Consider the following 12,905-nt stretch of genomic DNA (forward strand, 5'->3'; position numbering starts at 1 on the left):
CGAGGATCTGATGCGCGACCACGAGCACGCCCCCGACGATCACCAGCCACTCTCCCGCCGCGAGTTCATCGGCGCCTCGGCGCTGGCCGGTATGGCCGCGGTGGTCCACCGCGACTTGCGCCAGGCGTCGGCGCTGGTGCCTGCCGCGGCGGCAGCGCATGCACCGCCCCCACTCGAGGAACTGTCGATCGACGACGTGCAGGACGGACTGCGCTCGGGGCGGTTCACGTCGCGCGCGCTCACCGAGCGGTATCTGGAGCGCATCGCCGCCATGGATCGCACGGGCCCATCGCTGCACGCGGTGCTCGAGACCAATCCCGACGCGCTCGCCATCGCCGACGCGCTGGACGCCGAACGCCGCGCGAAGGGGCCGCGCGGGCCGCTCCACGGCGTGCCCATCCTGGTCAAGGACAACCTGGCGACCGCCGACCGGATGATGACCACCGCCGGATCGCTGGCCCTGATCGGCGCCACGGTGCCCCGCGACTCGCACGTGATCGAGCGCCTGCGCGCCGCCGGCGCGATCGTCCTCGGCAAGACCAATCTCAGCGAGTGGGCCAACTTCCGGTCCACCCACTCGTCCAGCGGGTGGACGGGGCGCGGCGGGCAGTGCCGCAATCCGTACGCCCTCGACCGCTCGCCGTCGGGATCGAGCTCCGGCACCGGCGCCGCGGTCGCGTCCAACTACTGCACGGTGGGCATCGGCACCGAGACCGACGGCTCGATCCTCGCGCCGTCGTCCGCCAACTCGCTCGTCGGAATCAAGCCCACCGTCGGACTGGTGAGCCGGGCCGGCATCATCCCCATCTCGCACAATCAAGACACCGCGGGCCCGATGGCCCGGAGCGTGCGCGACGCGGCCATCCTGCTCGGCGCCATCGCCGGCGCCGACCCGCGCGATCCCGCCACGGCCACCAACCGCGGCCACGTCGAGGCGGACTACACCAGGTTTCTCTCGGCGGGCGGCCTCAAGGGCGCGCGCATCGGCGTGGCCCGCGAGCGCTACATGGGGTACAGCCCGGCCACGGACGCGCTGGTCGAGGCGGCCATCGCCCAGATGAAGAGCGCCGGCGCGATCGTCATCGACCCCGCCAACCTCGCCACCGCCGGCCAGTACGGCGATTCGGAATGGGACGTCCTGGCCTACGATTTCAAGGCCGACGTCAACGCCTATCTCGCCGGCCTCGGGCCGTCGTCGCCGGCCAGGACGCTCGCCGACCTCATCGCCTTCAACGAGGCCAACCACGAGCGCGAGATGAAATACTTCGGGCAGGAGACCTTTCTCACCGCGCAGAAGAAGGGCCCGCCCGACGCCGAGTACGCCAAGGCGCTGGCCAAGAACCACCGCATGGCCCGCACCGACGGCATCGACGCGACGATGAACAAGTTCCGGCTCGACGCGCTGATCGCGCCCACGTCGGGCCCGGCGCCGCTCATCGACCTCGTGAAGGGCGACCCCGGCGGCGGCGGATCCAGCACCACGCCCGCCGCGGTGGCGGGGTATCCGAGCATCACGGTGCCGTGCGGCTACGTGTTCGGCGTGCCGGTGGGGCTCTCGTTCTTCGGCCGCGCCTATAGCGAGCCCGTGCTCCTGCGGATCGCCTATGCGTACGAACAGACCACGAAAGCGCGCGTGGCCCCGCGATACTTGCCCACGGCCGATCTCGATTGATCACGCGGCGCCACTAGGTTCACGCGACCGTTCGCAGTATTCTTCATCGACTTCGCGAAGACGTGATCACGGACATGGCCAGACAACGGGCGAACCCAGCGAAGAAGCGCGGCGCCAAGCGGGGCCGGCCCCCGAAAGGCGCCGAATCCGCCTACTACGTGCAACCCGGCAAGCGCGGCGCCGTCGTCGTGCTCCGCAAGGCGTGCGGCAACCGGGCCACGCCCAAGGTGTGCGGCGTGATGCCCAGCCGCGGCCACGCCAAGGCCCTGGTCGATCAGCTCGAGCGCGCCGAAACCGCGGTGAACGACCTGTTCTACGAGGCCACCGACGACGGCATCGAGGCGCTGGAGGCCGTGCTCGCCGCGTGCCGCGACGCCGTACTCAAGAAGATGCCGGTATCGGCCGCGCGCACCGAGGAGTTGCGGGGATCGGACCAATCGGGAGCACTGCCCGACACGCCGCCAGGATGACGCCGGCGGCGCGCGGCGCCGGCGGCCCTAGCTCTGCGACGACGGCGGGCGGCCCGACCGCGTCGGCCGCTCCCCCGGAGGCACCGGAGGCGGGGCGAACCCCGTGAAGTGTCCCGTGTGGTGCCAGGTGGCCGTGTCGGTGGGGAGCCCCGGATCGGCGTCGGACACCCGCACGATCTCGCCCAGCCGCGACACGTCGATGCTCTCCGATCCGTCGGCGGCGCGCGGATTGTAGATGTTGGCGAACCGCGCGCCGACCACGATCTCGTCCGCCTTGTACGAGGTGCGCGCGTGCACGGTCTGCGCGAACGTCTCGTCGATGCCGCTGAGCAGGATGAGCAGTTCGGCGTCGCAGGCCCGCAGGTCCTCCTGGGAGAGCCCGAACAGCGGGCTCGACGCGTCGATCGGGTGAACCACCGTCCAGCTCAGCGGAAAGAACACCACGTGCGTGCGTTCCAGTCTGAGCTGATCGTAGGCCCGCAGGCGCATGCCCCCACGCTCCGTGATGCGCGAGAAGAGCACCTTCACGTCGAGCTCGATCAGTTGGCTCGACCGTCCGTTGACGAGGCGGAACATGAATCCCGTGCCGCCGCGATAGGGCGCGACCACCGCGAGGTCACTGAAGATGATCCGCGCCGTGGGACGCGCGAACCGCGAGAACAGCACGCCGGTGGACAGCGCGAAGCCGAGCAGGCCGACGATCGTCTCCCCCGTGACGAGGACGTTGGCCGGCACGCCCACGGGCACGACGTTGCCGTAGCCGATCGTGGCGAAGGTGTGCACGCTGAAGAAGAACGCGCGCGCGAAGTTCCCGCCCATCGTGGCCGCGGCGGCGCCGCCCAGCGCGCCCGGCCCGCAGGCCATGAACGCCGCCGCGAACAGCAGGTTCACGAACAGGTAGCCGCCCACGAGCAACCCGATGAACCGCGGCCACGACAGGCTGAGCAGGGCGTGGTACAGACTGAGCGACGCCAGGCTGGGCAGGCCGCCGCGCTTGACGTTGAACGACCCGTCGCGGTTGAGCAGCCGCTGGGCGTGCTCCTGCCCCACGACAGTGCCGAATCCGAGATCCTTCGGCTCCTCCGCCGGGTTCGCCGGCCCGCCCACTTCGGCCGGCGTCACGTCGCGCGCCCCTCCGTGGGGGTCATGGCTCGCGCGCGCCGCCGGCCGCCTCGCGCGAGGCGGCGAGACTCGAGTCCACGCGGGCGCGGATGGCCTTGAGCTCGGCGTCCATCTTGAGCCGCGGCACCCCGTTCACCATCCAGTCGGGCGCCGGCGCGCCCTTGAGGTAATGGTCGAAGAACTGCGCCATGCGCATGGCGTAGTCGCGCTGGTTCACCGGCTTGGCCAGTCCGTGGTTCTCGCCCACGTACGTGAGGAGGATGACGTTCTTGCCCGCGTTGCGCAGATCGTTGTACCAGGTGATGCCCTGGTTGAAGTCCACGGCGCCGTCCTTGTCGTCCGAGAGGATCATCAGCGGCGTCGTCACGTTCTTGGTGTGGAAGGCCGGCGAGTTGCGCACGTAGGCGTCCCAGTTGTCCAGGAAGCTGCCCTTGAACCGGCCCTGGCTGGATTCGAAGATCTGGGCGTCGCCGATGCCGGCGTTCCAGTACACCGACCCATACATGCTCACCATGTCGGTGAGCGGGGCGCCGGCGATCGCCGCCGCGAAGATGTGCGTCTGCGTCACCAGAAACGCCGTCTGGTAGCCGCCCCATGAGTGCCCGTGCAATCCCACGCGCGCCGGATCGACGATGCCGGTGGCGATCGCCGCTTCCACCGCCGGGACCACGCACCACACCGCCGACATCCCGGGATCGTTCACGCGGTACACGATGTCCGGTTCGAGCACCGCGTAGCCCCGGCTGGTGTACACGCTGACATCCGGCGCCCGCGTATCGCTGGGCACCGTGTAGTTGTGCATCCCCTGCGACTCCTTCTCGTAGATCTCCACGAGGAGCGGGTACTTCTTGCCCGGCGTGTAGTGCGCCGGCAGGACCAGCGTGCCCTGCAGCTTGTCGCCCTTGGCGCTGGTGTAGTCGATGAGCCGCGTGCCGCTGGTCCACGCGAACTCCTTCTGCTGCGGATCGGCGTCGGTGAGCCGCGTACCCCCCGAGAACGACGCATTGGCCAGGTACCAGTCGGGGTAGTCGCGCGCCGTGGACCGCGAGTAGAGCACCACGGCGGCGTCCTTGGCCTTGAGGAAGTTGAACGCCGCGTCGTCCCACATGAGACGCACCGCCCCGCCCTTCTCGCCATCCACGCGCGACAGGCCGGCCTTCTTGGTCCATTCGCCGTAGGTCTGGAAGTACAACGGCGCGGACAGATCGATGCTCTTCTCGTCGGCGGCCACGAGCGCGCGGCGCTGATAGCGGATCTGGTCCCTGCGCCCGTCGCCCGTGAGGTTCACCGCGGGCGCCCCGGTGGCCGACACCTTCCACACGTCCCACCCGTCGGAGAGCAGCACCCAGGCGCCGTCCGACGACCAGCCCACCACCGGCTCGGGCGGCTGCACGAGGTTGTAGTGGTCGTCCTCCACATTGGCAAAGGTCACCGGCAAGCCGGCGGTGAGATTGCGCTCCTCGCCGGTGGCCATGTCGATGAGGTGCCAGTTGGCGTCCATCCCCCAGTACAGCAGGTGCGACCCGTCGGATGAGGGAACGACGCGCGTGATGACCTTCCGCACCGGACGGCGTTCGGCCCCCGTGCGCAGATCGATCGTGTAGATGTCCACGAACGCGCGCCCGGTGATGCTCTCGTCGCGCTGGTACGGCGCGTTGCCCATCGCGTAGGCAAAGCGATCGTGCGGGGCGATCGAGACGTCGCGCAGCGAATCGTTGGCCAGCCGGATCACCCGGTTGTCGGCCAGCCGGTACTCGGCCAGGTAGCTGTAGCGCTTGTCCTGCTGCTCCTGCACGATCTGCTGCGACTGGAGGCGCGGATCCTTCCAGTGCCACATGATGAGGGACGGAAGATCCTCGTCCGACGGCGCGCCCGTCTTGGGCTGATTCACGGTGCCGCCCATGCCCGGCGCGCCGGGCTTGATGAGCGACTGCATGTCGTTGCCCCGCCCGGCGCCGCGCGGCAGCGGCTTGGGCGCGTCGCGCAGGCCGAAGTACAGCGTGCGCAGGTCCTCCGACCAGGTGGGACCGCGGTCGGGACTGATCGCCAGCCCGGTCGGCGCGTCGGCGCGGCCGGCCAGATCGAGGTCGGTCTGCGTCGGGCCGCCGGGCCCGAAGCCCGTGAACGCCACCACGCTCACCGCCGTGTCGCGCGCCGCGCTGTCGGGCACGAGGCGCAGCGCCGCGAGCGCGAGGCCGCTGTCGGCCCACGCCAGCCGGCGGTAGATGGCGCGGTCGCCGTCGAGCGCGCGCACGACGCTGGTGCGCAGATCGCGGAGCTGGATGCCGTCGCCCGTGCGGTCACGCGTCTCGATGGTGTACGCCAGATACGTGCCCGTCTTGTCGAACCCGAAGTCGCTCACGTTGCCGATGTTCACGATCTCGCCCGACGACAGGTTGTAGAGCAGCAGATCCGAGGCGTCGATGCGCGCCGGCGCCGCGCCGTCTGCCGCGCCGCCGCGCCCGCCGCCCGCCGCTTCGGCCGCGCCGGCCGCCGCCTCCGGGGCATCGGTGTACAGCGCGATCCATTCGGGGTGGTCGCCCGCGAACGCGTAGCGGCGAATGCGCGGGAACCGCTGCTCCTTGCCCGTGGCCAGGTTCACCAGCGCCGCCTGCGATTCGGCGGGGCGGTGCGTTGCCCGCAGACGTTCCGCTTCACGCGTCGTGGGGGCAACCGCGAACAGCGCCCATCGGGAATCGCCGGAGATCGTGATCGCCGCCGGCCCGCCGCCGCGGCCGAAGCCCGCGGCCGCCACCACGCCCACCGGGAATCGGTGCTCGGTGTCGCCGGTCGTGGACCGGATCACCACCGAGGCGTCGCCGTCGTTGGGCACGAGCTGGTATGCCAGCCAGCGGCCGTCGGGCGAGACCGCCTGGCCGCGAATGGATTTCCACGCCCGCAGATCGGCGATGGACATCTGCGCGGTGCCCGGCGCGGGCGGCTGCTGCGCGACCGCCCGCTCCGGCGCCGCCGCCAGGGCGGCGACGGCCAGCACTGCGACGACGAGAGTTGGTGAACGGCGACTCATGTTCCCGCTCCATGCTGGAGAATCGAAGGGCGATCGGCCCGCGCGAATGTATCACCCGGTCGCGGGGGTTTCCATCGGCAAGCGGTTGCGAATGGGCGCCGGCGACGCGCGTCACATGCGGAACAGATAGCTCAGCTTCACGAAGAAGGCGTCGGCCTGCCGGAATCGGGTGTCGGTGAGCTGCCCCACCTGCAGCGCGTCGGGAACCGACGTACTCCCGTAGCCCGCGTAGAACACGGTGCCCGGCGACGGCTGGTAGGCGAGCAGCCAGTCCACGCGGAAGTTGTTGAGCCGGTACGCCCCCAACGGCGTGTAGGTGCCGTCCGGGTTGCGCACGAGCAGCGCGCCACCGGTGCGCGACTCATCCACCAGCGTCAGGCGGTTGGTGGTGGTGTACTGTCCCACGAGGCGGAGAAACAGGGGCCGCGCCAACTGGTACTCCGTCTCGATTCGCGTGATGCGCGTCGCGTTCTCCCAGCTGTGGTCGGAGGCGCGCCCGTACGCCTGCAGCGTGAACGACGGCGTGATCCGCAGCTTGCCCGTGGGCCGCACCAGTCCGCTCGCGGTCACCAGCTGGATGCGCGACGACGCCCACTCGTCGAAGTCCTCGTCCTGCCCCCAAACGTACATCAGGTTGCCGCTGAACCATTGCCAGCCCGGCGAGTTGAGCGTCACCACCCAATCGCGATTCGGCAGGCGCGGCGTGCCCGTGAACGCCACCGTGTCGCCGCCCTGTTGCGGCGGCCGGGCCACGTAGACGTGCTGGTACAGCTGGGGATCGTAGCCGAACGTCTCGAGCAGGAGCGCGGCGCCCACCGACCACCCGCCGCGCAGCGCGAGGTTGCCATTGAGGTGGAACTTCTTCTCGATGGCGTCGCGCCCGTGGAACAGATGGTCGTACTTCCAGGTGAGGTCGTAGATCGGATTGAAGGTGAAGCTCTCCACCGCGCCGCCGGGCGCGCCGAACCAGGTGAACCGTTCGTTGACGTCGAAGTCGGCGATGCCCCCGCGGCCGATGAACCCGGCGCCGGCCACGAACGCGGTGTCCAGCCCCTTGAACGAGTAGCTCGCGCCGTACCGGCGGCCGTTGCGACGCAGCGTCGCGCCCCAGAGCGGGGCCGTGGTGATGCCCGTGGCGCTCACGGTGCGGCTGGCCGCCGCCTGGAAGTTGGCCGTGTACAGCGTGCCCAGCACCACGCGGCCGTCGACGTCGGCCACGCGGTTGGAGTACTGCACGTCTTCCTTGTCGGTGTACGTGACGCCCACCTGCGACGCCGTGCCCAGATCGCGCTGCACGCGCAGGATGTTGAACAGCGGATTGTGGCCGCCGCGGCCCGTGAGCGGATCGTACGCCAGCGACGTCGTGCGGTCGTCGAGCGCCGAGAGGAACGCGATCGTCGTGCCCGACACCTTGCCGGTGAGCTTGGCCGCGAACGTGGGCTGCTGGATGCGCCGCGTGTACACCAGATTGCTGGGCGTCGTGAAGCCGTCCATGCCGTCGAGAAAGAACGGCCGCTTCTCCGCGAAGTAGAGCGCCTGGCGTGGATCGAACACCGCCTGGGCGGCATCCGATTCGACCTGCGAGAAGTCGGGCTTGATCGTGGCATTGAGGGTGAGGTCGGCGGTGACCCCCCACCGCGCGTTGCCGCCCAGTTGGGGCGCGCCGGCGTCGTACCGCCAGCGGGACGACGGATCGGCCGGGTTGGCGGGCGCCCCCGACGCGCGCTGCGTGAACTCGGGGTTGAGATCCACCACGAGCCCCCGCTCGAGGCCGTGCAGCCCGTCGAGCGTGCCCTCCTGCGACAGGAAACCCGCCGCGGCCAGACGCACCGGCGTCCACGTGTCCTCGAACCCCGAGTGCTGCACGTGCCGGATCACGTTGATCCCCCAACTCTGCTCGGGCAGCGATTGATAGCGCAGCGACTTGAACGGAATGCGGATCTCCACCGAATAGCCCCACGGGGTCACGCGCCCCTTGGACTGGAACACGAAATCCTGGCTCAGGTCGGCCTGCGGCCGCGCCTGCACGCCGTTGGCGAACCCGCCGCTCACCGACGTGATCTCGGTCATCGTGCCGTCCATCTGGACGCCCAGCGGATTCACGCCGAACACCAGGGCCTGGCGCCCATCGTTGAACGTGCTCAACAGGATCTGCACGTTGTCGTCGGCGCCGATCGCGTCGCGGTCGGCCAGCGTGGCGTGCGGCGCGCCGTGCGCCTCGTACGCCCGCACCCCGAAGTAGATGGCCGAGGGCGAATACCACACCAGCACCACGGTGGAATCGTTGGCCGGCACGCCGTCCACGGGGGTGATCTGCGAGAAGCCCGTGAGGCGCGCCGCCTTCGCCCACATGGGCTCGTTCATCACGCCGTCGATCGTGGCTTCGGCCACGATGCGCGGCGGCCGCGCGTGCGTGGCGCCGCGACGGCCGTTGTACGTGGCGCCGGAGTCGGCGAGCGTGAGCGCGGACACCAGGGAGAGCGCGAGAGCGAGCATGTGCGGCGAGGAGGGGAGGGCAACGCGATGCGACCCGAAGGCGCGGAGGATCGCTCCGCCGGCGGTCGGGTTCAAGGGCCCGCGTGTCTGGTTTGTGTTCTGGGGGGCGGCGCCTATGTTGAGGCCTCGGTGCCGGGAGGCGCGTCGTGGTTCGCTCGGTCCTTGCGATCGTGGTGGGAAGCGCGGTGATCTTCGCTCTGGGCGGGATGGGCACCGCCGTCGTGTTCCACGACCGGGGGGCCCCGCTCGTGCCCTCGGTGCCGCTCCTGCTGCTGCTCCTCGTGATGCGCGGCCTCGCCGCGATCGCGGGCGGGTATGCCGCCGCCGCCCTGGCGCGCCGGCGCCCGCTGGTGCACGGAGTGCTGGCCGGATCGCTGTACGTGGGTGCGCTCGCCTGGGCGCCGGACGCCGTGGTGCGCGGCATGTCCGTGCCCACGGGCCAGCCGCTCGCGTACGGCGCGGTGGCGGTGGGGCTGGCGCTGGTGGGCGGCGCCCTGGGAGGTCTGGCGCGCGCCGAAATACGCCGCGGAGGCAGCTGACGCCTCGCAGCCGCCGTTGTATTGCTCTAGTGTACTAGGGCACTAGATTACTACCGTGGACTTCGAACTCGATCCCGCCGACCGCCGGTCGATATTCCTCCAGATCGCCGACGCCGTCCGCGCCGCCATCGCCCGCGGCGATCTTGCCACCGGCAGTCCGCTGCCCCCCGTCCGCGCCCTCGCCGCCCAGCTCGGCGTCCACCCCAACACCGTCCTCCAGGCCTACCACGAACTCGCCCTCCACGGCACGGTCCAGTCGCGCCGCGGCAGCGGCACCTTCGTGCGGGCAGCCCCGCCCGGCGACGGCGAACGCCGCGTCATGGCCGACGAGGTCGCCGATCGCGCCCTCCGCGATGCCTACGCCCACGGCCTCACCGCCCCCGACCTCGGTGCCGCCCTCGACCGCGCCGCCCGGCGCGGCGCGCCCTGAGCACCGGCTCTACGACACGTAGCCGGCGCGGACGTTGAGCGGCCACCGCGCCTCGCGCCGAGCCCCCGCACGGCCCCACCGCGGCTCGAGTTGCGCCCGCAGCGCCGGGATCGGATCGGTGCCCGTGGCCCGCACGTACCGCGTGGTGGACGACCAGCTGGCCAGATAGGCGAGCAGCTGATCGAGCGTGTACGGCACGCGCATCTCCAGCCGCGGCGGCTCTACCTCGCGCAGCGGAAATGGGATCGTCGCGTATCCCTCATCGACGTACCGGCGTTCGGGCGGCCAGTACGGCCCCACCACCTCCCGCTGGAATTCGCGCACGACGGGATCGAGCTCGGCGTCCACGCACACATTGCCGTAGCTCCACGCCACGAGCAGCCCGCCCGGCACCAGCACGCGCTCCACTTCGCGGTAGAACGCCTCGAAGTCGAACCAGTGCAGCGCCGTCGCCACCGTGATCGCGTCCACCGACCCAGCCTCGAGCCCGCTGCGCTCGGCGCTCGCCACCCGGTATTCCACGCCGTTCTGCGGCGGCGCCTGGGCCAACTGCTGCTCGCTGGCGTCGGTGGCCACGACGCGCGCGAAGTAGCGCACCAGATCGCGCGCCGCCTGGCCGTTGCCGGTGGCGCAGTCCCACGCCAGGCGCCGGGCCGGCGCCCGGTCGGCCACGAAGCGGAACAGCGCGTCGGGATACGTGGGGCGCGCAGCCGCGTACGCCGCGGCGGCACCCGTGAAGTGATCCTTGAACGTCATCTCACGCCGAATGGAGACCCGGCCCGCCCGCGCGGCATCGTGCCCCGGCGGCCAGGTTCACGCCCGCGGGCTAGTGCTTCCTGAACTGCAGATCCGTGATCGCGACGTCGGAGTTGTGGTTCACGCGGAACCCGAAGCTCCCCGACAGATCGCCCAGCGCCGCGCGTGACAGCGCCGCCACCTGCGTGCCGTTGGCCAGGAAGCGCACCGAATCGGCGCCCACGGCAATGGACAGGACGTTCGTGGCCTTGCCCGCGCCGTCCTTGCCCTTCACGGCCGCGTTCGACGTCCAGTTCACCAGCTTGTGCACGGCCATGCCCGCGCGGTGGTTGATGAGATAGTCGTCGCCGCCGCGGACCACGAAGTACACGTACGATTGCTTGTCGGCGCTGGTCAGGTCGCGCCCCGCCACCACCAGCCCATAAGCCTCGCCGTGCCCGCCCGGCGCCTTGAGCTGAGAGAACGTGGCCGTCACGGTATAGCTGCCGTTGGGCGCCGAGTCCTTGTCGGTCCAGTAGATCCCCGCCGGGCCCGTCGTCACGTGGTAGCTGTCGCCCGCCATCGTGAAGCTCAGATCCTTGACCGTCATGTGGTCGAACCGGTTGGGATCGAGGAACACGTGCCATCCACCCGGAAACACGCCGCTGCCGGCCACGCGCATGGTCGGGTCGTTGTTCCCGGCGCGCTGGGCGGCGGCGGGCGTCGCGAGCGGCGTGGTCAGCGCGAGGAAGAGAACGGCGAGCGTTGTCCGGCGCATGGGAGACTCCCGAGCATGAAGGGGGGCGGTGCATTCGATGGGCGCGACGGACGCGCCGTCCATGGCAATAATACCCGCGCTCGGCGCCAACGGACCAGATCGCCGGCGTCAGGAATCGATCAGCGCATCGAGGTCGGCACGGGTGTCCACGTCGCGCGGCATCGCGAAATCGAAGTCCACGTACGCCACGCGCGATGGATCGCGCGCCACCACCTGCCGCGCGCCCACGTCGCCGCGCAGCGCGTCGAGCTCGGGAAATACGCGGCGCGCGAACAGCACCGGCAGCCCCTGCACCCCCGCATATCGGGGCGCCACGATCGCCGCGTCATCGCCACCGAATCGCGCCACCAGCGACGGGATCACCTCGTCACGATCGATCGGCTGGTCGCCCAGCGCCACCACCATCGCCACGGCGTGCGGCGGCACGGCCGCGAGCCCGGTGCGGAGCGACTCGCTCATCCCCTGATCGGCACGCGGATTGACGACGATCTGCACCGGCAACCCGGTGAGCGCGCGGCGCACCGCATCGGCATCGTGGCCCACGACCACGATCGTCGTCTCGGGGCCGGCCGCGAGCACGCGCTCCACGCTGGCCCGCACCAGCGGCACCCCGCCCACCGACGCCACGAGCTTCTGCGAGCCGAACCGCCGCGCCGCGCCGGCGGCCAGCACCACGACGGCCAGCGATCCCGCGCCGTCCGCGGGGCTCACGCGCGCGGCGCCTGGCCGGCGCGCACGGCCACCAGCTCGGCGGCGATGCTCACCGCCACTTCGGCCGGCGTGCGGGCCCCGATCCGGAGTCCGATGGGGGTATGGAGGCGCGCCAACTCCTCGGCCGTGAACCCTTCCCCGGCCAGCACCTCGCGCAGCTTGGCGCCGCGCGTGCGGCTGGACATGAGGCCCACGTAGCCCACCGGCGAGCGCAGCGCATGGCGCAGCACCGGCAGTTCGAATTTGTAGTCGTGCGACACGATCACGACGAACGTCTGGGCCGTGGCCGGCAGTTCGGCGGCGACGGCGCCGGGATCGCCCACGCGAATCTCGTCGGCAAGCGGAAACCGCGCGCGGGTGGCATAGCGGGCGCGCGCGTCCACGACGACCGTGCGGATGCCCAGCTCGCGGGCAAGGCGCGTGAGCACCACCGCCACCTCGCCGCCGCCGTACACCACCGCGGTCACCGGCGGCGCGAAGCACTCCACGAAGTACTCCCGGCCGCTGGTGTCGTCGCGGACCACCCGCGGCCCGGTGCGCGCGCCATCCAGGGCGAGCGCCGCGACGCGCGCATCCACGGCGGCGTCGCCAAGCGACCCGCTCCGCGCGCCGTCGGCGTCCACGACCAGGCGAGGGCCGGCGTCGAGGAGCGCGCCGATGACCAGGGCGCGTCGCCCCTTGGCCACCGCCCGTTCGGCGATCGCGTAGGCGGCCACGGCCGGGTGTGCGCGCCCCCCGAAGTCGACCGCTTCCACGAGCAGGCGCACCGTGCCGCCGCATCCCAGCCCCAGATCCCAGGCGTCCTCGTCGGCGAGCGCGATGTCCACCAACTCGGCGCTTCCCGTACGCAGCACGCGGTCACTCGCTTCGGCGGCGCGCGCATCCAGGCACCCGCCGATCGTCACCGCGCCCACGATCTCGCCG

General features: G+C 71.0%; 11 protein-coding genes. 4 read left to right on the forward strand and 7 right to left on the reverse strand.

What is annotated here, in order from left to right; translation table 11 throughout:
- The first annotated feature begins 10 nt into the window (after window positions 1–10).
- Both VNE60_12175 and VNE60_12180 read left to right on the forward strand, forming a co-directional pair.
- A complete protein-coding gene (locus VNE60_12175; protein ID HVB32278.1) occupies window positions 11–1,672 on the forward strand; it encodes an amidase in 1,662 nt (553 codons plus the stop codon).
- Between the two features lie 62 nt (window positions 1,673–1,734).
- Window positions 1,735–2,142 carry a hypothetical protein gene (locus tag VNE60_12180; protein ID HVB32279.1) on the forward strand — a complete coding sequence of 136 codons (408 nt, stop codon included), beginning with the start codon at window positions 1,735–1,737 and terminating at the stop codon, window positions 2,140–2,142.
- A 27-nt stretch (window positions 2,143–2,169) separates the two neighbouring features.
- On the opposite strand, the gene VNE60_12185 is transcribed toward VNE60_12180, so the two are convergent.
- From VNE60_12185 to VNE60_12195, 3 genes are all read right to left on the reverse strand, one after another.
- Complete coding sequence (locus tag VNE60_12185) at window positions 2,170–3,264, reverse strand: ion channel (protein ID HVB32280.1); 1,095 nt, start codon at window positions 3,262–3,264, stop codon at window positions 2,170–2,172.
- 22 nt (window positions 3,265–3,286) lie between these two features.
- Window positions 3,287–6,292, reverse strand: coding sequence for a prolyl oligopeptidase family serine peptidase (locus tag VNE60_12190; protein HVB32281.1), 3,006 nt, complete (start codon window positions 6,290–6,292; stop codon window positions 3,287–3,289).
- A 111-nt stretch (window positions 6,293–6,403) separates the two neighbouring features.
- Window positions 6,404–8,788 carry a DUF5916 domain-containing protein gene (locus tag VNE60_12195; GenBank protein ID HVB32282.1) on the reverse strand — a complete coding sequence of 795 codons (2,385 nt, stop codon included), beginning with the start codon at window positions 8,786–8,788 and terminating at the stop codon, window positions 6,404–6,406.
- 146 nt (window positions 8,789–8,934) lie between these two features.
- Here VNE60_12195 and VNE60_12200 point away from each other — a divergent pair, with 146 nt between their 5' ends.
- Together VNE60_12200 and VNE60_12205 are read left to right on the forward strand one after the other, a co-directional pair.
- Complete coding sequence (locus tag VNE60_12200) at window positions 8,935–9,327, forward strand: hypothetical protein (GenBank protein ID HVB32283.1); 393 nt, start codon at window positions 8,935–8,937, stop codon at window positions 9,325–9,327.
- 55 nt (window positions 9,328–9,382) lie between these two features.
- Window positions 9,383–9,757, forward strand: coding sequence for a GntR family transcriptional regulator (locus VNE60_12205; protein ID HVB32284.1), 375 nt, complete (start codon window positions 9,383–9,385; stop codon window positions 9,755–9,757).
- Between the two features lie 9 nt (window positions 9,758–9,766).
- Here VNE60_12205 and VNE60_12210 read toward each other — a convergent pair whose 3' ends face one another.
- The 4 genes from VNE60_12210 to VNE60_12225 form a co-directional block, all read right to left on the reverse strand.
- A complete protein-coding gene (locus VNE60_12210; GenBank protein HVB32285.1) occupies window positions 9,767–10,513 on the reverse strand; it encodes a class I SAM-dependent methyltransferase in 747 nt (248 codons plus the stop codon).
- Window positions 10,514–10,583: 70 nt separating this feature from the next.
- Window positions 10,584–11,270, reverse strand: a complete 687-nt coding sequence (locus VNE60_12215) for a hypothetical protein (GenBank protein HVB32286.1) — start codon at window positions 11,268–11,270, stop codon at window positions 10,584–10,586.
- Window positions 11,271–11,378: 108 nt separating this feature from the next.
- Window positions 11,379–11,981 carry a nucleotidyltransferase family protein gene (locus VNE60_12220; protein HVB32287.1) on the reverse strand — a complete coding sequence of 201 codons (603 nt, stop codon included), beginning with the start codon at window positions 11,979–11,981 and terminating at the stop codon, window positions 11,379–11,381.
- A partial coding sequence (locus VNE60_12225; protein ID HVB32288.1) for an XdhC family protein occupies window positions 11,978–12,905 on the reverse strand: 928 nt, incomplete at its 5' end. The genes VNE60_12220 and VNE60_12225, both read right to left, overlap by 4 nt.

Source organism: Gemmatimonadaceae bacterium (assembly GCA_035533755.1).
In the GTDB taxonomy this organism is placed as follows: domain Bacteria; phylum Gemmatimonadota; class Gemmatimonadetes; order Gemmatimonadales; family Gemmatimonadaceae; genus JAGWRI01.

What these genes read in the sequence shown, in the direction of transcription:
- VNE60_12175 (HVB32278.1), top strand. Translation starts at nt 11, where the DNA reads ATGCGCGACCACGAGCACGCCCCCGACGATCACCAGCCACTCTCCCGC.
- VNE60_12190 (HVB32281.1), bottom strand. Translation starts at nt 6,292, where the DNA reads ATGAGTCGCCGTTCACCAACTCTCGTCGTCGCAGTGCTGGCCGTCGCC.
- VNE60_12195 (HVB32282.1), bottom strand. Translation starts at nt 8,788, where the DNA reads ATGCTCGCTCTCGCGCTCTCCCTGGTGTCCGCGCTCACGCTCGCCGAC.
- VNE60_12210 (HVB32285.1), bottom strand. Translation starts at nt 10,513, where the DNA reads ATGACGTTCAAGGATCACTTCACGGGTGCCGCCGCGGCGTACGCGGCT.
- VNE60_12215 (HVB32286.1), bottom strand. Translation starts at nt 11,270, where the DNA reads ATGCGCCGGACAACGCTCGCCGTTCTCTTCCTCGCGCTGACCACGCCG.